This window comes from Empedobacter sp. UBA5987 (assembly GCF_002429865.1).
In the GTDB taxonomy this organism is placed as follows: domain Bacteria; phylum Bacteroidota; class Bacteroidia; order Flavobacteriales; family Weeksellaceae; genus Empedobacter; species Empedobacter falsenii_B.
On sequence record NZ_DJBB01000008.1, the window covers coordinates 29721 to 52895 of the forward strand.

Annotated in this window: 28 protein-coding genes; 14 read left to right on the top strand and 14 right to left on the bottom strand. The window is 31.7% G+C overall.

Features of this window, described 5'->3' with window-relative positions; translation table 11 throughout:
• From B3J26_RS00810 to B3J26_RS00835, 6 genes are all read right to left on the bottom strand, one after another.
• Positions 1 to 1098 carry a Nif3-like dinuclear metal center hexameric protein gene (locus B3J26_RS00810; protein WP_414646884.1) on the bottom strand — a complete coding sequence of 366 codons (1098 nt, stop codon included), beginning with the start codon at positions 1096 to 1098 and terminating at the stop codon, positions 1 to 3.
• Positions 1095 to 1583: a GNAT family N-acetyltransferase gene (locus B3J26_RS00815; RefSeq protein ID WP_280051139.1), complete on the bottom strand. Its 489-nt coding sequence runs from the start codon at positions 1581 to 1583 to the stop codon at positions 1095 to 1097. Before B3J26_RS00815 ends, B3J26_RS00810 begins: the two co-directional genes overlap by 4 nt.
• Entirely contained in the window at positions 1555 to 2586 is a 1032-nt protein-coding gene (locus tag B3J26_RS00820) for a phosphotransferase enzyme family protein (protein ID WP_291072708.1), read from the bottom strand. The genes B3J26_RS00815 and B3J26_RS00820 overlap by 29 nt, the downstream gene beginning before the upstream one ends.
• 6 nt (positions 2587 to 2592) lie before the next feature.
• Complete coding sequence (locus tag B3J26_RS00825) at positions 2593 to 3513, bottom strand: nucleotidyltransferase family protein (RefSeq protein ID WP_180904604.1); 921 nt, start codon at positions 3511 to 3513, stop codon at positions 2593 to 2595.
• On the bottom strand, positions 3503 to 4873 hold the full coding sequence (locus tag B3J26_RS00830; RefSeq protein WP_280046222.1) for a Gfo/Idh/MocA family protein: 1371 nt from the start codon (positions 4871 to 4873) through the stop codon (positions 3503 to 3505). The genes B3J26_RS00825 and B3J26_RS00830 overlap by 11 nt, the downstream gene beginning before the upstream one ends.
• 83 nt (positions 4874 to 4956) lie before the next feature.
• Positions 4957 to 5841 carry a ChaN family lipoprotein gene (locus B3J26_RS00835; protein WP_291072710.1) on the bottom strand — a complete coding sequence of 295 codons (885 nt, stop codon included), beginning with the start codon at positions 5839 to 5841 and terminating at the stop codon, positions 4957 to 4959.
• A 74-nt stretch (positions 5842 to 5915) separates the two neighbouring features.
• On the opposite strand from B3J26_RS00835, the gene B3J26_RS00840 reads away from it, so the two are divergent.
• The 6 genes from B3J26_RS00840 to B3J26_RS00865 all read left to right on the top strand — a co-directional run bounded on the left by B3J26_RS00840 (position 5916) and on the right by B3J26_RS00865 (position 11102).
• Positions 5916 to 6812 carry an ABC transporter ATP-binding protein gene (locus tag B3J26_RS00840; protein WP_221856261.1) on the top strand — a complete coding sequence of 299 codons (897 nt, stop codon included), beginning with the start codon at positions 5916 to 5918 and terminating at the stop codon, positions 6810 to 6812.
• A gap of 1 nt (position 6813) precedes the next feature.
• The gene (locus B3J26_RS00845) at positions 6814 to 7644 is read left to right on the top strand and encodes an ABC transporter permease (protein WP_291072712.1); all 831 of its coding nucleotides are present in this window, start codon (positions 6814 to 6816) and stop codon (positions 7642 to 7644) included.
• Between the two features lie 156 nt (positions 7645 to 7800).
• Positions 7801 to 8274, top strand: coding sequence for a DUF1203 domain-containing protein (locus B3J26_RS00850; RefSeq protein WP_125349264.1), 474 nt, complete (start codon positions 7801 to 7803; stop codon positions 8272 to 8274).
• A gap of 170 nt (positions 8275 to 8444) precedes the next feature.
• Positions 8445 to 9470 carry a DHH family phosphoesterase gene (locus B3J26_RS00855; protein ID WP_291072714.1) on the top strand — a complete coding sequence of 342 codons (1026 nt, stop codon included), beginning with the start codon at positions 8445 to 8447 and terminating at the stop codon, positions 9468 to 9470.
• Complete coding sequence (locus tag B3J26_RS00860) at positions 9470 to 9997, top strand: FKBP-type peptidyl-prolyl cis-trans isomerase (RefSeq protein WP_291072716.1); 528 nt, start codon at positions 9470 to 9472, stop codon at positions 9995 to 9997. The genes B3J26_RS00855 and B3J26_RS00860 overlap by 1 nt, the downstream gene beginning before the upstream one ends.
• A 25-nt stretch (positions 9998 to 10022) precedes the next feature.
• The gene (locus B3J26_RS00865; RefSeq protein ID WP_286495213.1) at positions 10023 to 11102 is read left to right on the top strand and encodes a peptidylprolyl isomerase; all 1080 of its coding nucleotides are present in this window, start codon (positions 10023 to 10025) and stop codon (positions 11100 to 11102) included.
• 50 nt (positions 11103 to 11152) lie between these two features.
• Here the strand turns inward: B3J26_RS00865 and B3J26_RS00870 are convergent, their stop codons facing one another.
• Positions 11153 to 11380: a hypothetical protein gene (locus B3J26_RS00870; RefSeq protein WP_038331196.1), complete on the bottom strand. Its 228-nt coding sequence runs from the start codon at positions 11378 to 11380 to the stop codon at positions 11153 to 11155.
• 48 nt (positions 11381 to 11428) lie between these two features.
• Complete coding sequence (locus B3J26_RS00875) at positions 11429 to 11773, bottom strand: arsenate reductase family protein (protein ID WP_038331194.1); 345 nt, start codon at positions 11771 to 11773, stop codon at positions 11429 to 11431.
• A 38-nt stretch (positions 11774 to 11811) separates the two neighbouring features.
• Here B3J26_RS00875 and B3J26_RS00880 point away from each other — a divergent pair, with 38 nt between their 5' ends.
• The 5 genes from B3J26_RS00880 to B3J26_RS00900 are packed head-to-tail and all read left to right on the top strand — an operon-like array spanning position 11812 to position 16723.
• Entirely contained in the window at positions 11812 to 12219 is a 408-nt protein-coding gene (locus B3J26_RS00880; RefSeq protein ID WP_291072719.1) for a DUF6146 family protein, read from the top strand.
• 33 nt (positions 12220 to 12252) lie between these two features.
• The gene (locus tag B3J26_RS00885; RefSeq protein WP_038335837.1) at positions 12253 to 12651 is read left to right on the top strand and encodes a hypothetical protein; all 399 of its coding nucleotides are present in this window, start codon (positions 12253 to 12255) and stop codon (positions 12649 to 12651) included.
• A 42-nt stretch (positions 12652 to 12693) separates the two neighbouring features.
• Entirely contained in the window at positions 12694 to 13794 is a 1101-nt protein-coding gene (gene prfB, locus B3J26_RS00890) for a peptide chain release factor 2 (protein WP_291072721.1), read from the top strand.
• Between the two features lie 20 nt (positions 13795 to 13814).
• The gene (gene trkA, locus B3J26_RS00895) at positions 13815 to 15182 is read left to right on the top strand and encodes a Trk system potassium transporter TrkA (protein WP_180906656.1); all 1368 of its coding nucleotides are present in this window, start codon (positions 13815 to 13817) and stop codon (positions 15180 to 15182) included.
• The gene (locus B3J26_RS00900) at positions 15182 to 16723 is read left to right on the top strand and encodes a TrkH family potassium uptake protein (protein ID WP_291072722.1); all 1542 of its coding nucleotides are present in this window, start codon (positions 15182 to 15184) and stop codon (positions 16721 to 16723) included. The genes trkA and B3J26_RS00900 overlap by 1 nt, the downstream gene beginning before the upstream one ends.
• Here B3J26_RS00900 and B3J26_RS00905 read toward each other — a convergent pair.
• Together B3J26_RS00905 and B3J26_RS00910 are read right to left on the bottom strand one after the other, a co-directional pair.
• Complete coding sequence (locus B3J26_RS00905) at positions 16720 to 17694, bottom strand: glycosyltransferase family protein (protein WP_291072724.1); 975 nt, start codon at positions 17692 to 17694, stop codon at positions 16720 to 16722. The genes B3J26_RS00900 and B3J26_RS00905 overlap by 4 nt on opposite strands.
• Complete coding sequence (locus tag B3J26_RS00910) at positions 17695 to 18519, bottom strand: UDP-2,3-diacylglucosamine diphosphatase (protein ID WP_291072725.1); 825 nt, start codon at positions 18517 to 18519, stop codon at positions 17695 to 17697.
• Between the two features lie 92 nt (positions 18520 to 18611).
• Between B3J26_RS00910 and B3J26_RS00915 the strand changes: the two genes are divergently transcribed.
• On the top strand, positions 18612 to 18824 hold the full coding sequence (locus tag B3J26_RS00915) for a hypothetical protein (protein WP_291072727.1): 213 nt from the start codon (positions 18612 to 18614) through the stop codon (positions 18822 to 18824).
• A 58-nt stretch (positions 18825 to 18882) separates the two neighbouring features.
• Here the strand turns inward: B3J26_RS00915 and B3J26_RS00920 are convergent, their stop codons facing one another.
• Together B3J26_RS00920 and lpdA are read right to left on the bottom strand one after the other, a co-directional pair.
• Positions 18883 to 19641: a T9SS type A sorting domain-containing protein gene (locus tag B3J26_RS00920; RefSeq protein ID WP_291072728.1), complete on the bottom strand. Its 759-nt coding sequence runs from the start codon at positions 19639 to 19641 to the stop codon at positions 18883 to 18885.
• Between the two features lie 137 nt (positions 19642 to 19778).
• Positions 19779 to 21170: a dihydrolipoyl dehydrogenase gene (gene lpdA, locus B3J26_RS00925; RefSeq protein WP_291072778.1), complete on the bottom strand. Its 1392-nt coding sequence runs from the start codon at positions 21168 to 21170 to the stop codon at positions 19779 to 19781.
• A 90-nt stretch (positions 21171 to 21260) separates the two neighbouring features.
• On the opposite strand from lpdA, the gene B3J26_RS00930 reads away from it, so the two are divergent.
• A complete protein-coding gene (locus tag B3J26_RS00930) occupies positions 21261 to 21608 on the top strand; it encodes a hypothetical protein (RefSeq protein ID WP_038335851.1) in 348 nt (115 codons plus the stop codon).
• Positions 21609 to 21636: 28 nt separating this feature from the next.
• Here the strand turns inward: B3J26_RS00930 and B3J26_RS00935 are convergent, their stop codons facing one another.
• Positions 21637 to 21834, bottom strand: coding sequence for a hypothetical protein (locus B3J26_RS00935; protein ID WP_038335852.1), 198 nt, complete (start codon positions 21832 to 21834; stop codon positions 21637 to 21639).
• Between the two features lie 107 nt (positions 21835 to 21941).
• Here B3J26_RS00935 and B3J26_RS00940 point away from each other — a divergent pair, with 107 nt between their 5' ends.
• Complete coding sequence (locus tag B3J26_RS00940; protein WP_291072730.1) at positions 21942 to 22556, top strand: alpha-ketoglutarate-dependent dioxygenase AlkB family protein; 615 nt, start codon at positions 21942 to 21944, stop codon at positions 22554 to 22556.
• Here the strand turns inward: B3J26_RS00940 and B3J26_RS00945 are convergent, their stop codons facing one another.
• Positions 22557 to 23093, bottom strand: a complete 537-nt coding sequence (locus B3J26_RS00945; protein WP_286485707.1) for a hypothetical protein — start codon at positions 23091 to 23093, stop codon at positions 22557 to 22559.
• Between the last annotated feature and the right edge of the window lie 82 nt (positions 23094 to 23175).

Genomic DNA, 23175 nt, shown 5'->3' on the forward strand with positions numbered 1-23175 from the left:
TTAACAATAATTAACAGGATTGGTATTAATTCCAGAATTAAAGACCACAAAATTAGTAAATTTTTCTTTAAGATACGAAGTTATTAAGTTTTTTGTAAACTGTTCCGATTCAAAATGCCCAATATCTGCCAAAACAAGCTTATTTTCAGCAGTAAAAAAATCGTGATATTTCAAATCTGCCGTGATATAAATGTCCGCTCCAGCCGAAATTGCATTTTTTATTCCAAATGCGCCAGAACCTCCAAGTACAGCAACCTTCTTTATTTTTTTGTTTAATAATTTCGAATGACGAATAACGGGTGTATTCATTTGAGTTTTTAGATAATTGAAAAAATCGAGTTCTTCCATTTCATTTTCTAACTCTCCAATCATTCCAATTCCAATATAATTGTTTTGATTATTCAACGAAATAACAGAATAAGCAACTTCTTCGTACGGATGATTTTTGAATAAAGCATTCATCACATCACCTTCCAAATGTTGCGGAATCACAACTTCTATTCGCGATTCGTTTACTGTTTCTAGCTTACCAACTTCACCAATAAAAGGGTTTGCGCCAGCAGTTGGTCTATAATTTCCAGTACCTTCTACCGCAAAACCGCACGAATCGTAATTCCCAATTTTCCCTGCACCCGCTTCATACAACGCAGATTTCAATTGCTCAGCATGTTCTGTTGGAACATAAGTTATCAATTGTTTGATGGTTTGAGACTTTGGAATAAGAATTTTAGTATTCAATAAAGATAATTGTTCAGAAATTTTGAAATTAACACCAACTTTCGAATTATCTAAAGCCGTATGCGTTGCATAAATATTAATTCCATTTTTGATCGCTGTCATCACTGCTTTTTCAACATAATTTTTTCCGTTTAATTTCTTTAAACCTGAAAAAATAATTGGGTGAAAACTCACAATCAAATTACAATTTTTCTCAATTGCTTCTTCTACAACTTCTGGTGTTGTGTCCAACGTTATCAAGATTCCTGTTACCTCATCATTGTAATCACCAACAAGCAATCCAACATTGTCAAAATCCTCTGCATACGCCAAAGGCGCTACTTCTTCCATCGCCAAAGCGACATCTTTTATTCGTATCATTTCTCTTTTAAAAGCAATTTTTCTGTAGGCAAATCATTTTCGATACCTTTCCAATACGATTCAAAATTAAACTTTTCTAACAACTTTCTTGAAGCAACATTATCAGGATCGATGACAGCCATTACTTGCAAATCAGGAAATTTTTCTTTTGATTCTGCTAATAAATGTTTGCAAATCATTGATCCAAAACCTTTTCTCCAAAATTCTTTTTTCAATAAATAACCTATTTCAAGTGAATTTTCGATGTGTTTGTTATACACCAATTTACAATCACCTAAAAGTGTGTCGTTTTCGTCATAAACCTTAAAAAAACCAAGGTTTTCGTTAACGCTACCTTTTTCTAAGATTGATGTAAATTTGTGATTTGCTTGCTCTTCATTCAAACCTTTTCCAGAGATATATTTCATCACTTCGTCGTCCTGAACAAGTTTAAAAAAGTTATTAAAATCTGTAGGTTTATATTTTTCGAACCGAATTTTCTTCATGAAATTTTGTTAATGCTTTTAATAAATTGATTTGATTAATCGTACGATTTAGATTTTGTTTTGGATAAGAAATCGAATAATAAATATCGTTTTCTAAATAATCTGCCAAAAATCTAACCGCCTGAATATAAATCACAATATACGCAACAAAATCCATATTTTCGATCTCTATTGGTTGTAAATCATATTTTAAATGTTCTAAAAACCCATTTTTAACCGCTTTATAATAATCAGGTTCAAACAATTTTTCAGGATTAGGATCATCTTCTGCTTTCAGATTTGCGTATGTACGAATCATATCTCCAAAATCGCACAAAATATTTCCTGGCATTATTGTATCCCAGTCTATCACAGCAATTGCTTGCGAATGATTATCATTATTAAATAAGAAATTACTGATTTTCGCATCGGCATGAACGACACGTTTTGGGAAATCTATTTCTAAATATTTTTCAACTTGATGCAGATTATCTAAAATATAAGCAACTTCTTCTTTCGTTTCTTCTAAACGCTCTGTTGACGCATTTTTCAATGCATTTTTGAAATCATTTACACGTTTATGATAATCTAAAAACCCGACAATCGAAGGATGAATTTCATCAACATTAACATCTAACAAATACGAATGAAATTCACTAATTGTTTTCGCCGCTTCATACGCTTGTTCCGCAGATTCCACTTTCTCAAAACAAATAGAATTTGGAATAAAAGAAGTCATTCTCCAAATTTCTCCATCTTCTTTTGCTAATAAATTTCCTTGCAAATCTTTTACAATTTCGATTACCGAATTTTGATACCCCTTTGATTTTAGATGACGAGAAATGATGTCAATATTGTTAGAAATTACTTCTGGTTGAGGAAAAACGTGCGTGTTTATTTTTTGTAAAATATATTTTTTTCCCTCGTACCCAACTTCATAAGTAGAATTAATCCAACCAGAACTGATTGGATTAATACTAACTTGATCTATATTTTCGAAATAATGTTTTAATATTTTCTCCATTATAATTTATGTCCAAAGTGAATTTGGATATTTTTGATCATTGATTAAATTGTGAATAGAATTTACTACAACTTCTCTGTCTTCTGGATAAGTCATTCCGAACCAATTGTCATCCGATTTTTCTACAATCACTTCCAATTGATCTTCTTTGATCATATCATTTACAACTTTCGGCAAGAAAAATTCTGCTTTCAATTGAGAAGCATTTTCGTGAAGAAATTCCTCAAATTTATCTTCTAATTTTCTAAAAATAGAAGGATGTAAAACGAAGAAATTCATCGATACAGTCGTATCTCCATCTAATGGTAAAACGTTATTATCTTCTTCGAAAACAATTTCTCCATTCTCGTTAGAATAGATATTTGTACGCTCTACTACATTCTCCAAATGACCGTTAGTTACTGTACAAACTCCGCGAGAAACAGAACCATTTTCGCTAATCGTATTGGCCAATTTGTACGCAACCATACCATAAGTATTTGCTGTAATTTTTTCGTTTTGAACCAATTCATTTGCTTTCTCAAATGCTTTACGACCATAAAAATCGTCTGCATTAATCACAATAAATGGATTATTTAAATGATTTTTTGTAATCATTAAAGCATGTCCCGTTCCCCAAGGTTTTTCTCTTTTTTCTATTGTATCGTAAATTCCTCTCGGAACAGAAGTATATGTCGTTTGGAGAACAAACTCAGCTGAACCTCCATTTTTTTCAATTAAATTTTGAAAATATTTTTTGGTTTCAACATCAAGTTGATCATTAATAATGAATACAAAATGTTTTATTCCGCAAGAAAAAGCATCGAAAATTGAATATTCCATCAACGTTTCTTTACTTGGTCCAATTGGATCAATTTGTTTTTGTCCTTTGTAGCGGCTTCCCATTCCACCTGCTAAAATGACTAATGATAAGGTTTTAGATTCCATAATCTTCTGTACCAAAAACTGGTTTTCTTGTTTTATATTTTCCTCTTGTAAAATCTGGCATTTCTTGAGAAGCACCGTTTCCTTCGATAGATTTTTCACTTAATGGTGTTACTGCATACCAAGTTGCTAAATCGTATACATCGAATGGGAATTCTTTGTTTGCTTTGATACACTCGATAAAATCATTCATTAAGAAGAAATCCATTCCTCCGTGTCCTGCTCCTTCTGCCTGAGTTTCGTATTTTTTCCAATATGGGTGATCGTAAGTTTTTAAATGATCTTCTGAACTCGCCCATTTGTGAGAATGTTTCATTTCATCTTCAAAATAAATGAAACCTTGACTAAATCCTCCTGAACCGATATCTTGCCAAATACCATCAGTTCCTTGAATACGGAAACCTAAGTTATAAGGACGTTGTAAAGATGTATCGTGCGTTAATAAGATTGTTTCTCCATTCTCACATTTTAACATTGTTTGAACGATATCTCCTTGTTTGAATTTAACCTTTGCATTTGGGTGATCTGCTCCTCCATTTTTCACGATATAATCAGTTAAACCAGCTTGTCGAGAAGCCATAGAAGTTAAATGTGTAATTCTATTTCCACGGTTAACATCCATCATTGTACCGATTGGTCCTAAACCATGCGTTGGATATAATTCTGCATTACGTTTTACATAATGATTTGTACGCCAAGCAGCTTCAGAGAAACCTTTGTCTCCAAATTCAACTCCTCCACCATAAGGTTGTTTACCATCGTTAAATAATACATTTCTTAAATCGTGTTGGTAACCACCTTGTCCATGAACAATTTGACCAAACATTCCTTTACGAACCATATTCATTACAGCCATAACATCGCGACGGTAACAAACATTCTCCATCATGAATACAGGAACTTTCGTTTTTTCGTATGTATCTACGTAATCCCAACATTCTTGTAAATTCATCGCTCCACACACTTCTAAACCTACAATTTTACCCGCATTCATTGCTGCAATTGTTTGCTCAGCGTGAAATTCCCATGGCGTAGCTATAATTACAGCATGAATTTTCTTATTCTTATATAATTTTTTATATCCATCTAAACCTTTAAAATACTCTACAGGTTTTTTATTATGTTTTGCAAAAATTTTGTTTGAACGATCAATCATTCGTTGATCTGGTTCAGCGATCCCAACAACTTCTACATCATTTCTTTTTAATAACTCATCTAAATGTACCTGCCCTCTCATTCCACAGCCAACAATTCCTACTTTCACCTTTTCAATTTTTGATGAAAAATCAAATAATGAATCTGGTGATACTAATGCTACCGTAGATGCTGCAGCAGTCGATTTAATAAAATTTCTTCTGTCCATAGTTGTATTTAATTGTTTGCTTTATTTTTTAAAAATGCAAAATATGAAAAATAATCAATAAAACTTTCTGCTTATCAGTAAAATTAGTAGGTTTTAGGCGAATCCTTAGGAAATACTATAATAAATTCTGTCGTAGTAACATTTTCGTTTTTTGATTTAATTGCAGATATTTTTTCATTTAAATCTTCACTTTCTAGAATTTCAATTACAGCGATTTTGAGCTCAGGTCGAAAAAATTTCAAATACCAATAAATTCCGCCATAATTTTTAGAATGATAATCACCATTGTAATGAATAAATAGATTATTTTTCTTCAAATTATTCAAAATTGATTCTGCCATTGTTGCATCCTTTGTAGCTTGTGCTGCAACAAACTGTTTTGCCTTCACTCCAGCATGATCTCCCATCATTTTAATCATCTCAGGATAACCAGGTGCATCATAATCTATGGTAATAGGAAGTTTCGCAATAAAGGCTTTCTCATTATTTGGAACTGTATCCAAAGCTTCAAGTCCATTCTTAGCGACATACGAAGCATATTTGCGCGTTACATTAGTTGCTACAAAATCTAAATTCTTTTCTTTCGCAAAATCAACAAGCGGTTTGTAATCTGTTTTGTAATTATTCCAAAGCTTTGTACTCTTTTGAAACTCATCATCCGTCGTTTTACTTTTCAAATAATTCGTTAAATCATTTTGTTGATGACGCTCGAACATTTCTGCTCCAAGAATCAGTTGTTTTCCTTTTATCTTATACAATTCTTTTGTCGTTTGCAATTGCAACCAATGATTTACCGCATTATTATGATGTTCACCAAATAAAACAACATCATATTTTGCTAATTCTTTAATCATTTTATCAAAATCAACTTTCTTTTCTTGTTGATTATAAATTTGATAAGTTTTTCCGTTTTGCGCTTTAGCCTGAATTGTTAGTACAATTAATAAGGTATAAAGTATCGTTCTCATGTTATTTAAATTAATTCTAAATTGTAACAAATTAACAAAAAACTCTACATATAAAGAAAACAAATTCAACTACTATGAATAAAGTTCTTGAAATTAATCAACTTACTAAAAAATTTGGCAGTTTTACAGCGGTCAACAATGTCACTTTTTCGGTAGAAAAAGGAAACGTTTATGGATTACTTGGTCCAAACGGAAGTGGAAAATCGACAACATTAGGAATGATTCTTAATGTAATCAATCCTACAGCGGGTTCGTGGAAATGGTTTGATCAAGAACCAGATAACGATTCATTAAAAAAAATTGGTGCAATTATCGAAAGCCCAAAATTCTATCCTTATTTATCAGCAGAAAAAAATCTTGAAATTGTTGCTGATATTAAAGAAGTTAATTATGGAAAAATTGACGAAAAACTTGAATTAGTTGGATTACTTTCTCGTAAAAAAGATAAATTTCAACAATATTCGTTGGGAATGAAACAACGTTTGGCAATTGCGGCTGCGTTATTAAATGATCCTGAAGTGCTGATTTTAGACGAACCTACTAATGGTTTAGATCCACAAGGAATTATTCAGATTCGTGAATTGATTATTAAAATTGCTCAACAAGGAACTACAATTATTCTAGCAAGTCATTTATTAGACGAAGTCGAAAAAGTATGTTCGCATGTAGTGGTTCTGAATCAAGGAAAAATGCTTTATGCGGGTTCTGTAGATCAAATGAATTCAAGTTTTGGAAGTATAGAAGTTGCTGCGCAAAATATGGAAAGTTTGGAATATACACTAAAAACGTTCTCATTCGTTTCAAAAGTTACCAAAGAAAACAACAAACTTTTTGCTGTTTTATCAGAAGAGAAAGATCCAGCAGAAATTAACAAAATGCTTTATGAACAAGGAATTATCGTGAATCATTTAGTAAAACGTAAAGAATCTTTAGAACAACAATTTTTCCAACTAATCCAAAAACAGAACTAACATGAAAAGATTATTTAGCATAGAATGGAATAAATTATTCTACAATAAAGGAACGCGAATTTTCATCATTTTATATTTTGTGATGATTCTGTTAATGGGAATTACGTTACCGAATTTCAAACCAAATATGAATGAAATTGAAGTTGATTTAATCAAATTGGGAGCATTAGAGTTTCCTATAATTTGGCATAATATTACGTGGTTAATTGGTTTTGGAAAATTCTTTTTAGCTATTATTGTTATTAATAATATTACAAACGAATACTCTTTCGGAACTTTCAAGCAAAATACAATTGATGGTTTATCTAAAACTGAATTTTTAAACACAAAAGTTTTGATGAACGTTGTGATAACTTTGATTTCTACACTTTTAGTTGGCGTTTTAGTTTTTGCATTAGGTTCTATTTTTAGCGAAAAGTTTGATTTTGTAAACGGAATCGAATTCTTAGGAGGATATTTCGTCGAAATCTTCGCTTATATTGTATTCGCCATGTTTTTATCATTCCTATTAAAGAAAAGTGCTTTTGCGATTTTATCTTTAATTGTCCTAAATATTGCAGAATCCGTTTTTAAAGTAATCGAATTTTTAGTTCGTTTTGGTAAAAATCCTCCAAAAGATCCAGAAAAAATTAAAATATATTCTAACTTTTTACCTTTAAATTCAAATGGAAAAATAATCGATTACCCTTCTGTAGATATACAAAAAGCAATATTAGAAGGAAAGTTATTTATTCCAGATCATATTCAATGGGAATATTTTGCTGCAAATGTTTTCTACATCATTTTATTTCTTGGTTTATCCTTATTAATTATCAAAAAAAGAGATTTATAATTTTATTATAATAAATTATCAAGTTATAAACTAGAGTTTGAAATTACTTCATGCTCTAGTTTTTTTTTACATTTCTACTACGTTAATATTTATTTTTTTTTAGAATTATTATTTTTTATTTAAATTAGTTATAATCAATCATCTAATAAAATTAAAATGAAAAATAACTTTAGAATAGTCGCCTTAGATAATGAGCTTTTTAGTGATTATTTTAATCTAAGTGATAAGGAATTGTCAAAACAAAATATCTCGAGAATGATTGTAGATAAATTCCCAGGATATCCTTGCCGAGTTAGTTTAACAGATGTGCAAGTTGGAGAAGAAGTTATTCTACTTAATTTTGAACATCATTCGGTAAACTCTCCTTACAAGGCATCTGGTCCTATTTTTATAAGTAAAAACGCACAAACTTATAAATCTTCTATTAATGAAATTCCAATAATGTTTAACCATCGGTTTTTGTCTATTCGTGCTTACAACAAGAATTCAATAATGATTTTTGCTGATGCAATAAAAGGAGATTATTTAAAAGAAAAATTAAATGAAATCTTAGAAAACCAAGAAGTCGAATACATTCATATTCACAACGCAAGACCTGGTTGTTATAATTGCTTAGTAGAAAGAGCTTAAAGCTAATTAGTATTTTTGTTAAAAAATTAAATCTGAATTATAGTTTACAAAGGTTTTTATTTTTTTATTACCATTATTCAATTCAAAAAAAAATAATTAATCATCTAAAATTTGCAGTTTTCTTCTTCAAAGCAATTTACAATTTCACTTGTTTGATTATCTTTGCAACTATGCAAATGACAAATTTCGAAGAGTTAAAAACTCTTTTAAAATCAACACCAAAGAAAATTGCAATTCTACCGCACAAAAATCCTGATGGAGATGCGATAGGTTCTACATTGGCGATGTTTCATTATTTAAATAAATTGGGACATACGTGTAACATTGTTTCACCAAACGATTTTCCGAAGTTCCTAAAATGGATGCCTTCAGCAAAAGAGATTGTAATTGCAGATTACCGACCAAAAGTTGCCGAAGCAATTATACATCAAGCTGAGTTGATTTTTATCTTAGATTTTAATACTGTAAAACGAATTGACGACTTAGGAAACTGGGTTGAACGTTCGAAAGCACCAAAAATATTAATCGATCATCACCGCGAACCAGATACATTTGATTTTATGTATTCGGATATCGAAATGCCAGCGACTTGTCAAATGGTTTATAATTTTATCGAAGCGATGAATGATTTGGATAAAATTGACAAAGGTATTGCTGAATGTATTTATACTGGAATAATGACCGATACAGGCGGATTTCGTTTTCGTAATACATCCGCAGATACGCACAGAATTGTGGCAGAATTGATTGATAAAGGTGTAAAAGTTGACAAAGTGACTTCGTATGTTAACGATTCGCAAACGCAAGGACGTTTAAAATTGTTATCATTAACCTTAAATAATCTAACTTTTTTACCAGAACATCGCACAGCTTTTATGTACTTAAAACGTGAAGATTTGTTGGCAAATGGTTTTCAGAAAGGAGATACAGAAGGTTTTGTAAATTATGGTTTGAGTGTAGAGAATTTTATCTTTTCTGTAATTTTTATTGAAGATACACATCATAATTTCATTAAAATTTCGTTACGTTCTAAAGGTGATTTTGATGTGAATGAATTTTCTCGCAAACATTTCAACGGCGGTGGTCATATGAATGCGGCTGGAGGTCGTTCGGATATGAATATGGAAGAAACAATTGCTTATTTCCAATCACTTTTACCAGAATATCAAGAAAAATTAGCTAGTATCGTTATCTAATGAAAAAAGTTATTTTATTCACTTTCGCTGTTTTTGCGTTAATGAGTTGTGATCAAAAAGTGATACAATATCCCGTTTCATATTCCAATGACGATTTTATGAATCGTTCGCAAGAACGTGGAAAATTATTGCATCAAGAAGAATTGCAATGGTTTGATGATTATATGAAAACATCTGACCTAAAATTTGTTAAAACGAGTTCGGGTTTTTGGATTTCGAACAATGGTCAACGAACAGCTCAAACAGCTAATAATGGAGATTACATCGAATTTGAATATCAAGTAACTGATCTCGAAAACAACATTTTATATTCGTTTAACGATAATAAAGTTCAGAAAATAATTTTAGGAAAAGCTGATATTGTGAGAGGTTTACAAGCTGGTTTACAATTGATTCCTGAAGGTGAAACTGCTAAATTATTGTTACCTTCGTTTTTAGCTTATGGAGGTTATGGCGATACGCAAAAAATTGCACCAGACTCGCCTATTATTATGGATGTAAAAGTTTTAAAAATAAAAAAACACTAATAAACACAAAGACTGTAAAGTTAAAATGAGAAAAATATTATTAATCTTAACTGTCATCACTACCCTTGTTAGTTGTGGCGTTAAAATTCCAAAATCGATGAGTAAAGAAGAATTTAAAAGTTTAGAAGACGGATTGTATGCAAAAATGACAACAAATCATGGTGCAATGACAATCAAATTATACGAAGAAGAAGCGCCAATGACGGTTGCTAACTTTGTTGGATTAGCAGAAGGTACAAAAGAAAATAAAGCAAAAGCAAAAGGAGTTCCTTTTTATGATGGAATCATTTTTCACCGTGTAATTAAAGATTTTATGATTCAAGGTGGTGATCCAGACGGAATTGGTACAGGTGGACCTGGTTACGATTTCGAAGATGAGTTTGAACCAACTTTAAAACACGACAAAAAAGGTGTTTTATCTATGGCAAATTCAGGACCAGCTACAAACGGTTCTCAATTCTTCATCACAGAAGTTCCTACACCATGGTTAGACGGACGTCACACTATTTTCGGACAAGTTGTAGAAGGTTTAGACGTAGTTGATTCTATTGCAAATGTAGAAAAAACGCCAAGTGATAAACCAGTCGTTCCAGTTGTAATTGAGAAAGTAGAAATCGCTCGTAAAGGTGATAAATATGCTAAATACAACGGAGCTGAAGCATTTGAAGCTGCAAAAGCTAATCACGCAAAAAAACAAGCTGAAGCTGAAGCGAAAGCAAAAGCTGAAAAAGATGCAGAAATTGCTCGTCAAAAAGAATTAGAAGCAAAAGCTCAATCAACTCCTTCTGGATTAAAATATGTAATTTTAGAAGAAGGTAACGGAGCAAAACCAATTCAAGGAGATCCAATCCAAGTACATTATACTTTACGCTTAAACGATGGTGAAAAATTAGATTCATCTTACGATCGCAATCAACCATTAGACGCAACAGTTGGTGTAACAGGATTAATCCAAGGTTGGATGGAAGCATTAACAATGTTCAACAGAGGTTCTAAAGTTTTCTTAATTATCCCTGCTGAATTAGGTTACGGATCAAGAGGTGCTGGAGGTGTTGTTCCACCAAACGCAACTTTATATTTTGATATGGAAGTTTTAGATAAATAATTTATCTATTCAAAATAAGTAGAAAAGCCACTCAAATTGAGTGGCTTTCTTTATTTATTCTCTAAAACAGTTTCATTCTCTGCTTCAACTTTCTTCTCGTATTTTTTTCGGATATACTCTGCTGCCAATGTCACAGCAATCCCTCCAATTATTCCATAAATAGACCTTTTTCCTAGAAATTTAGCAACGGTTACGCCTGTTGTAGCTGCAGTTGTTAAAAGACCTATTTTAGTTCCTTTCTCGGTGTGATTTTTTGTTAATGCTTCTAAAATTTTCATAGCTTTTTATGTTTAGTTTTAGAAATACTAACAATTATCAAACCAATTTTATTTAATAAAATCTTCTACTAATTCTTTTGGACGACCTACTACTCCATTTTTTTCATCTGTTACAATCGGACGTTGAATCAATTTTGGATATTCAACCAAAGCATTCAAAACTTCATCATCAGAAAGTTCTTTTCCTTTAAAATTTGCTTTCCAATCTTCCTCATTTGTACGCACAATATCAATTGGTTTTAAATTTAGTTTAGTCAAAATTTCCTTCAATTCATTTTTCGTTAAAGGTTCTTTCAAATATTCTCTTACTACAAAATCTTTTCCAGATTCTTCTAAAACTTTCATCGCATCTCTGCTTTTCCCACAGCGAGAATTATGCAAAATCGTGTACATATCGTTATTTTTTAGTAAATTTAACTAAATTAAAGATTATGAAAAAGCTATTTTTATTTATCAGCGTTTCTCTCCTATTCTTTGCTTGTACAACCAATCAATCTACACAAAATTCAGTGCCGAATAAAGATGAGAATTCATTAAAATTCGAGCCGAATGAAGATGGCGATTATGATATTGTTGTATTTGATCCTCAATATGATATTTATTTAAAAACAACTGCATTACCCAAAGAATATTATTCAAAAGAATATTACGAACAAAAAAATCGCCAATATGTAATGATTTGGAATCAACGACATATGCAACCAATGACATATAATCCAGATTTGTATGCAGTAAGTATAGATTTAGATCCTTCTGTTGACTATGGTTATGATTTTGAATACAAATTATTTAACTTTTTTCGATTTATTGAACATAAATATCGTGTCAGAATTAGATAATATCGTTTATTTTTGCAAGCTAATTTTAGAAAGATGAACGATTTTTCAATCAAAATATACAATCAAATCATTGAAGCAATTCCAGATTTTACAGGGCTTCACAAAAAAGATACCGAATTATTAGAATTCCATATCGAGAATGAATACAAATCGACTTTTGGTGATCTTTATATTCAGACTTCGGATGATGATAAGATTTGGATCAAATCTTCTTTTCCTTTTACAACTTACGAAGTAGATTCTGTGGAGGAACTTTTGTATATTTTGGAAGGTTTGTTGTTCAACCAATTATTCTGGGTAATTAGTTATGATGATGGTGATTGGGACGATACTTTTTTGATGCTGAAAGACCAAGAAATTAAAACGGAAGACGGTTTTACTTATAAAATTCTTTCTTGGAACGGAAAAGATGATAAAGTGATTAATGCTTAACCTCGTGTTCATAAAATCCCCTATTTTTATACATTTGCAATTATGTTTAACAACGAATTACTAAAAGACATCCAAAAACGTACACAAGATTTGCACGAATATTTGGAAATCGAACAAAAAGAAATCGAAGTGCAAAATGAAGAAGAGCATGCTGCTTCACCTGAATTTTGGAACAACCCGAAAGAAGCCGAAGCTTTTATGAAAGTTTTGCGTGGTAAAAAGAAATGGATCGATGAATACCAAACGATTGCAAATGTAGTAAATGATGTCGAAGTTTTAGTAGAATTTAACCGCGAAGGTGAAGTTAGTGACGAAGAAGTTATGGAACAATATAATGTTGTTGCCAAGCTTTTAGAAGATATAGAATTCAAGAATATGCTTTCAGAAGAAGGAGATAATCTTGGTGCAATTCTTCAAATTACTGCGGGAGCTGGAGGTACAGAATCTTGTGATTGGGCTTCTATGTTGATGCGTATGTATTTGATGTGGGCCGAAAAACATGGATATAAAGTAAAAGAATTAAACTATCAAGCGGGTGATGTTGCGGGTGTAAAAACGGTAACATTAGAAGTGGATGGCGAGTTTGCTTTCGGTTATCTGAAAGGAGAAAATGGTGTACATCGTTTGGTGCGTATTTCGCCTTTTGATAGTAATGCAAAACGTCACACAAGTTTCGTTTCGGTTTATGTTTCGCCAATTGTGGATGATACAATCGAGATTGAAATTAGTCCTGCAGATATCGAATTACAAACGTCTCGTTCTGGAGGAGCTGGAGGACAAAATGTAAATAAGGTTGAAACAAAAGTTCAGTTAACGCACAAACCTACAGGAATTGTGGTTGTTTGTCAGGTTGAACGTTCTCAGTTAGCCAATCGTGAGCGTGCAATGGAGATGTTAAAATCTGAATTGTATAAGATTGAGTTAGAGAAAAAAATGGCCGCACGTAATGAGATTGAGGCAAATAAGATGAAAATCGAATGGGGTTCTCAAATTCGTAATTATGTGATGCATCCATACAAATTGGTAAAAGACGTCAGAACAGGAACTGAAACAGGTAATGTAGATGCTGTAATGAACGGTGATATAGACGAATTCTTGAAATCGTTTCTAATGTTAATGGGACAAAAAGAAACGTCAAAATAGTTTTATCCTAAATTTCTTTCATGAAAATATTAATCGGAGGTGCTGGAGAAGTTGGTTTTCATTTGGCTAAATTACTTTCTAATGAAATGAACGACATCGTCATCATGGACATGGACAAGGACAAATTGTTGATGATCGAAAACTCGTTAGATGTAATGGCTTATCGTGGTGATATTACTTCTTTCAAGGCTTTGCGAGAAGTTGGAATTGATGATACAGATATTTTTATATCGGTCACTCATCTTCAAAACACAAACCTTACAAGTGCTTCGATTGCGAAAGATTTAGGGGCAAAACGCACATTAGCTCGAATTTCGAATCCTGAATTTCTTTACAAAGAAAATCAATTTTGGGTTCAAGGAATGGGAATTGATGCATTAATTAGCCCTGAGAAATTAGCGGCTGATGAGATTTATTCTCTTGTTCAACAATCTGCTTTCAATGCGATGCATCCGTTTGCAAATGGTCAACTTTTTATGGTTGGAACTGTTTTGGATGCGGATTGTAAAATTTTGGACAAGCAGTACAAAGACATGTATTTGACGACGAAAGGTGGCGAAGACAATCTTTTGATGCCAATTGCAATAATTCGTAGCAACGAACGTGGCGAGTATCAAACCATTATTCCTGAAGCTGAAACTGAATTTAGAATAGATGATCACGTTTATTTTATTGTCAAAAAAGCTGGAATTTTAGAAGTTTATAAAATCCTTGGAAAGAAACAAGAATATTTCAAAAATGTAATTGTTTTGGGAGGAGGAAGTATTGGTGTCAAAGTTGCCAAACTTTTAAAAGACAACAAACACAACGTTAAGTTATTAGAAATCAACAGAAACAAAGCTTTTGATTTAGCTGATGATTTAAATAACATTTTGATTATCAATGGTGATGGTCGAGATGGAGAATTGTTATTGGAAGAAGGTATTTCTGATTCGGATGCTTTTATCGCTGTGACAGGAAGTTCGGAAACGAATATTATGTCATGTCTTTTGGCAAAATCAAAAGGCGTTAAAAAAACAATTGCTTTGGTCGAAAATATCGACTATATACATCTTAGTCAAGAAGTTGGAATTAACGCTTTTATCAATAAAAAACTCTTAACCGCAGATAGTATTTTCCGTTATATTCGACAAGGTTCTGTGATGGATGTAACAGGAATTTCTGATTTAGATGCTGAAGTTTTAGAATTCCGTATTCACGAAAATTCTGAAATCGCATTCAAAAAAGTAAGCGATTTTCCGTTTAAAGAAGGTGCTATTATTGCTGGAATTGTTCGCAGAAATGATGGATTTATTCCAACAAAAGATTTCATTATCGAACCAAAAGATCACGTCGTTGTTTTTAGTCAAGCGAATTTAATTCCAAAAGTGACCAAATATTTTAAATAATGAAATCACTTAACATCAAAGTAATCCTGAATCTTTCGGGTGTTTTATTACTATTAAATGCGCTCTTTATGTTTATTGCAACATGTGTCAGCATTTATTTTAATGATCATCTACTCTACCCTTTTTTAGTTTCGGGGAGTTTAGTGGGATTGTCGGGAGCTGCAATGATGTATTTTACGCGTGACAGAAGAAAACACATCAACAAACGCGAAGGTTATATCGTGGTTTGTGTCGGATGGCTTTTCTTGATTCTTTCGGGGTGTTTACCCTATGTTACCTCGTTAATATTTCTACCAAACGATCATATCATCAATGAAAATTTTAGTTTTGTCAACATTATTTACGAAACCGTTTCTGGTTATACAGCGACTGGGACATCAATTTATGATGATGTAGAAAGTCTCCCAAAAAGTATATTATTTTGGCGAAGTACAACCAATTGGATTGGTGGTATGGGAATTATCGTTTTGACGATTGCGATTTTACCGTTTCTTGGAATTGGTGGTCGACAACTTTTTATGGCAGAAGCGCCTGGAATTTATACGGATAAAATTCACCCTCGAATTACAGAAACAGCGAAAAACCTTTGGTTAGTTTATTTAGGATTAACTGCTTTTTTTGCATTGTTGCTTTATTTTGGTGGAATGAATTTATTTGATGCTGCAAACCATTCGATGAGTGTGATTGCAACCGCAGGTTTTTCTACTAAAAATGAAGGTTTGATGTATTGGAATAACAATGTTTTTATTCAATATGTACTAATCGTGATGATGTTTTTGGGCGGAACAAACTTCGCTTTGATTTATTTATTGATTAAAGGACAATTCAAAAAAGTGTGGAAAAATGAAGAATTTCGCTGGTGGGTTGGCTTACTTGCTGTCGTTACATTTATCGTTTTTGTCGTATTATTTTTTAATATTTACCCTAGCTATTCCGTCGAAACTTATTCCTGGTTTAACTTCGAACATTCATTCAGAAGCTCATTATTCCACGTCGTTTCTATCGCATCTACAACCGCTTTGGCAATGGAAGATTACACAAGTTGGTTAACCGTAACCACACTTATTTTCTTCTCTTTGTTCTTCATCGGAGGTTCGGCAGGTTCTACATCTGGAGGAATTACAGTTATCAGACACGTCATTTTATTAAAAAATAGTTGGATCGAATTTAAGCGTATTTTACATCCAAACGCAATTATTCCTGTTCGTTATAACAATCGTTCACTGAATCAATCTATCGTTTTCCACGTCATGGCATTCTTTGTCATGTTTATGTTTACATGGATTGTGAGTTCTATTTTGTTTGCGCTTTTGAATTATGGTATAACAATGAGTTTCCAAGATATTTTGGCCTCTTTAACATTAACTGCTTCCACTTTAGGAAACGTAGGTCCGGGAATTGGCGAATTTGGTCCGGGTACCTCAATGAATTCTTTAACAGATAATGCAAAATTATTATGTTGTTTTCTAATGGTTTTAGGACGATTAGAGCTTTATACAATCTTAATTTTATTTACGCCAGCATTCTGGAAAAATAATTAATGAGACGCTTCTAAAATTACTTTCTGAATGATTTCTTCAGTTTGATCTGGGAAATCTTTCTCAATAATTTTATTCGAATCCACCCAACATTGCAATTGTTCAACATTCAAATCATATGAATAATCAACGCCAATCATTTTTAAAGCTTCGCAATTACATAATTGTTCGTATTGACCTTTAATCGGAATCACAAAAAGCTTCTTTTTAAGATAAATACTTTCGGCAGGCAATTCGAAACCAGCACCGCACAAAACTCCTTTACAATTTTCTAAAGTTCTAGTAAAAAGACGTTCATCAATTGGATAAATTTGAACATTAAATTGACGCGTAACATCTTTCACAAAAGGTGAAAAAACTTTCCATTTTGAATCTTTAATCAGTGATAATTTCTCCATAATTTCTGTTGGATGAAAACTTGGTAAATACACCAAATAGTAATCTTTTCGTTTTGGACGCAATGCTCTAATTTTATCTCGAATGATTGGTAAAAAAATAGCATCATTATATTCTTCGAAATGAAAACCGTAATACTTAGAAGTTGGTGCGTAATATTTTAAAATCGTTTCGCCCGTTTTATTTTTCACTGTTGGTGTTTCATCAAATAAAAATGAAGCTTGATGACTCAAACCAACAATATTTATCTTTTTCTTTCGAGCTGCATGTGCCGTAATTGGCTCAAAATCATTAATAATTAAATCATATTTTTCAATTGGAAAATGATTCACTTCATTCCAAAAAGATTTAAAACTATTCTCCTTAAAAATTCGTTTATACGAAACTTTCCCAAGCTGATTATAAAACAACGACAAGCCATTGTGATGTTTAAATTGATAATTTTCGAGTTGTAATTGTGAATTAGAACCACTCACAAAAACATTCAAATCTCCATATTCTTCAAGGATTGGTAACATTTTTTGCGCACGAGCCAAATGTCCATTTCCTGTTCCTTGCAAAGCGTATAAAATTTTCATTTATTTTTTATTGAGAATTGAAACAATCAGTTCATCTAACGAATAATTGAACTCGATTTCTTCTAAATTTTGCATCAAAGTATGTTTGTGTTCTTCAAAATAAAACACTGACCAATTTCCGTCTATATATTCTAAAGCCGATAAATTCTCAATCCAATCGCCCGAATTCATATACACACACGATCCTTTATCCGTTTTTACTTTTCGCAATTGTGGCTGATGAATATGTCCACAAACCACGTAATCATATTCATTTTCGATCGCTAATTCAGCAGCAGTTTGTTCAAAATCATTGATATGCTTCACCGCTTTTTTAACTGAGTTTTTAATTTTTTGAGACAACGAATAACGTTCTCTTCCAAAAAATTCTAAACATTTATTGATAAAATAATTCAACTGAATTAATTTATCATAACCCCAACCACCTAATTTTGCAATCCATTTCGAATGTTGAATCGAGGCATCAAACACATCTCCATGAAAAATCCATGCGATTTTATCATTCTGTTTCAACATATATTTATCCGTTAAAAGAATATTCCCAAAACGCATTGTCGTAAATTTACGCAACAGTTCATCATGATTTCCAGTGATATAAACGATTGGAATTCCTTGTTCAGATAAATTCAATAAATAACTAATGATTTGAAGATGCGTTTCTGGAAAATAACTCTTCTTGAAATTCCAAATATCCACAATATCGCCATTGAGAATAATTTTTTTTGGATTGATTGACTGTAGATAAGCTAACAGCTCTTGTGCTTTGCAACCAAAAGTTCCTAAATGCACATCCGAAATAACAACAACATCAAGATTACGCTTCATTGATTTTTATTTAAATTTCGAAATCAAATATTACTTAAACGTTTTTTTAATCTTATGAAATCTTTATAAATTTGAGTCTAAATTGTAAAGTTATGAGCGAATTGAAATTCAAAACAAATATAAATTGTGAAAGCTGTATCAAATCTGTAAAACCTTTTTTGGACGAAGCTGTTGGTGAAGACAATTGGAAAGTTGATACTTCTGATGAACGAAAAGTACTGACTGTGACAACAACCGAAGATGAAGAAGAGGTTGTGGAAGCCGTGACAGATGCAGGTTTTAAGATTCAGAAATTAAAAGAATAAATAAAAGCGATTCAGTAAACTGAATCGCTTTTTTGTTAGATTAAGAATATATTCTTTCTTATTTTTTTACTACTTTTTGAGTAGAAGATTTTCCGTTAGAAGTTGTTTTAACCACATAAGTTCCTTTAACTAATGAAGAAACATCAACAGACTGAATTCCTTTCACTTCAAAAGTTTTTACTAATTGTCCGTTTATATTATAAACTTCTACAGTAGTTTTATCTTTTACATTGAAAGAAGCTGTATTTGTCCATAATGTATTAGAAACTGCTTTAGCTGCTTCAGAATAGTCCACTGTAGCTAAAGATCCTGTGTAAACAATTTCTAAATTTTGAATTCTAATTTGCGCTGAAGTTCCTGTTTGACCATTTTTAATCGTAATATTTGAAGCAGGAGTAGTCGTATTAACTACATAAATATTAGGATTTGCAGGGTCTTTTACAGTTGGAACTACAACACCGTCAACTGTAATTACAGCACTCATAGGAGCATAATCTTGATAAGTATCCGTTACAATTTTTACAGAATTAATTTTTAAAGTTCCTACAGCTTTTACAGCTAAAGAATTTCCATTACCATCTGAATTGTTTGAATATAATCTCAAACTTGTTCCTGTTGTATAATATTTTGGAGTATTACTTGCTCCATTTGCTAAAGCTTCAAAAGTAATTTTACCAGCAATAATGTTACCAGTAGTTACATCTTGAGCATTCGCATATCCTAAATCAGCAAATTTGAAAATAACAGTTTCTTGAGATTGAGCAAATGATAATGTTGATAACGCAGCAACTGCTACTAAAGAATAGAATTTTTTCATATTGTATTTTTTTAAATTATTTCTGTAAAGATAGTTAAAAAACTAAATCAATATACAAGACGCAAAAAATTAACGATTTGGTAAAATTAAAAAAGCAGCCAAAAGGCTGCTTCAACTATAAATTATAATTATATTTTTTAAATATGAATTGCATGTCCGTATGCATCTTCTACCGCTTCCATAATAGCTTCTGCCATTGTTGGGTGAGCATGTACAGATTTCATAATTTCGTGTGCTGTCGTTTCTAATTTACGTGCAACAACTGCTTCAGCAATCATTTCAGTAACACCATCACCTATCATGTGACATCCTAACAATTCACCGTATTTCGCATCAAAAACAACTTTTACGAATCCATCAGCAGCTCCATTTGCAACAGCTTTTCCATTTGCAGAGAATGGGAATTTACCAACTTTCACTTCGTAACCTGCTTCTTTTGCTTTTGCTTCTGTAAGCCCAACAGACGCAATTTCTGGTGAACAATATGTACAACCTGGGATATTTCCGTAGTCAATTGGCTCAACTTTTTCGCCAGCAATATGCTCAACACATAAAATTCCTTGTGCTGATGCTAAGTGTGCTAAATCTGCTCCTTTTACAACATCACCAATTGCGTAATATCCTTTTACAGATGTTTCACAAAAATCATTGATAACAATTTTACCTCTTTCAGTTGCAATACCAACTTCTTCAAGACCGATATTTTCTGTATTTGGAACAACACCAACAGCAGATAAAACAACTTCAGCTTCGATAATTTCTTCACCTTTAGCAGTTTTAATTGTTGCTTTTACTAAATCTCCAGTTGTATCAACTCCTGTAACTTCTGCATTTGTTAAGATATTGATTCCAGATTTTTTAAGAGATAATTGCAATTGTTTAGAAATATCTTCATCTTCAACATTTACAATGCGTGGTAAAAACTCTACAATTGTAACTTCTGTTCCTAATGTATTGTAGAAATGAGCAAACTCAACTCCAATCGCACCAGAACCTACAACAATCATTGATTTTGGTTGTTTTTCCATTGCTAATGCACCACGGTAACCAATTACTTTTTTACCATCTTGTGGTAATGCAGGTAATTCACGAGAACGTGCACCAGTTGCAATAATTATATTTTCTGAAGATAATTCGCTAACAGAACCATCTGCTGCAGTAACTTTTACTTTTTTTCCTGGTAAAACTTTTGCTTCACCTTGAATCACTTCAATTTTGTTCTTCTTCATCAAGAATTGAACACCTTTACTCATACGATCCGCCACTCCTCTACTACGAGAAACTACATTTCCAAATTCGAATGAAATATCTGAAGGTAAGTTAATTCCAAAATCTTCTGCATGATTTAAGTATTTGAATACTTGAGCAGATTTTAATAAAGCTTTTGTAGGAATACATCCCCAGTTAAGGCAGATTCCTCCTAATTCAGCTTTTTCTACGATTGCTACTTTTTTACCTAATTGTGCTGCTCTAATTGCTGCAACGTATCCTCCAGGACCACTTCCAATAACTATAATGTCGTAACTCATTTTTTCCATAATTTGATTGCTAATTTAATAATTATAACCCGAAAAAAAAGGAATTCCTTAAAATAGATTAAAATTTCTTACTTTTGCAATGTGAAAATATTCTTTGAAAATTACGCTGACGACTTACTGGTCGAAACTGAATTACCTTTAGAAGGTAGTTTATCACAAGCTATTGAGATTTTTCATAACCTACCTGATTATGACGGAAGTTATATTGGTTTGATGAATCAAGATGGGAATACTGTTCAGATTTCGAAATATGATCGATTTTTATTTTTAGTAGAAATCCCTGTTTATCAAGAACAAGCTTCATATTCAGTATTATTTACTTATTTTCAAGTAATGCAATTGTTAGAAGATTTATACAAAGGATTTGATCCTTATAACATAAAAGGATTAAAGTTTGAACAGTATTTAACAAAAAAAGCAACGAAATAATCGTTGCTTTTTTATTTAATATTATGTATTAATTCGCTAAATCCGTATATTTTTTTCTTGACTTTTTCAAACGAATTAATACATAAATTAAAGAGATTACAGAAATTGTAAACGTAGTATTTAATAATAAATCTGCAGATTCAAATTCTAAAATCTTAGTAAAACCAGCAATCACAACTAAAATAAAACTAAATACATAAATAAAAAATGGGTGTCTAACATTCATTTCTACTATTTTTTAACTTAAACTTAACATTGATAAAAATAAAAATAATTTTATAATTTCCAAATTATTTATCATCAATCAAATAAAATTTAACATAACTTCGCTCTATGGACCTATTCAACGATTTATTTGACGGACAAGAAAATCTACTTCCTAAAGATGGAACTGTAAATTATTTTGGGCAAATTATGAGCGATGAAGAAGCGCATCGTTATTATTCTGTTTTATTAAATGAAATTGAATGGAAGAACGATCAAGCAATTATTTTTGGTAAATTAATCGAAACTAAACGAAAAATTGCTTGGTACGGAGATTTTCCATTTGCTTATACCTATTCCAAAATCACGAAAACAGCTTTACCTTGGACTAATACTTTACTTGAATTAAAAAAATTAGCTGAGAAAAAAACTGGAGAAACTTATAATTCTTGTTTGGTAAACTTATATCACGATGGTTCCGAAGGAATGGCTTGGCACAGCGATGGCGAAAAACAATTGAAACGTCATGGCGCAATTGCGTCGCTTAGTTTTGGTGCTGAACGTAAATTTGGTTTTAAACACAAAGAAACCAAAGAAGTAATTTCTTTAAATCTTGCAAGTGGTAGTTTATTGGTAATGAAAAATGAAACGCAGGATTATTGGCTGCATCGCTTACCTCCTACTAAAAAAGTAAATTCACCACGAATTAATCTAACATTCAGAACAATAGATTTGGAGCAATAATTATTTTTGCTTGGAGATTTCAGCTTTATAAAAAGTCAAACTTTGTTGATTAAATTTATTCAGAAATGCATCATTAAAATCATTCAAAGAAATAACATCCAAATCAATTTTAGTTTTTAACGTCGGTAAAGCAATCACTTTATTTGATGATTTATCCAAACTATTCCATTTCGCAATAAATTCTTTTGTAGCTGTTATAAAAGTTGATTCGCCGTTTTCTTTCGAATAATCATCCGAAACTATTGAACGTTTTATAGCAGATAATTCAATCTTTTTTGTCTGACGATTGTATCGAAAATAAGATGTAAATAAAACATCTCCTATTTTATTGATAATCTTAAAACCTTTCTTTGTTTCCTCAATCTTCGCATTGCGATCCAATTCATGAAAAGCTAAACTACTCTGCTTTTTATATTCAGTATCAGAAAGTAAAAACTCTATTTTATTCGTTTCAAAATTAATCGAAACCTTGTCAAACTTTCCATCGCCGTCCAAATCTTTCACAATCGATTGTTTTGCAAAAGTCAGTAGACTCATGCTCAAAAACAACGATATGAAAAATGTTAACCTCATCAGAAAGTATAATGTTTTAATTTTTATCTAAAGATACCACAAAAAA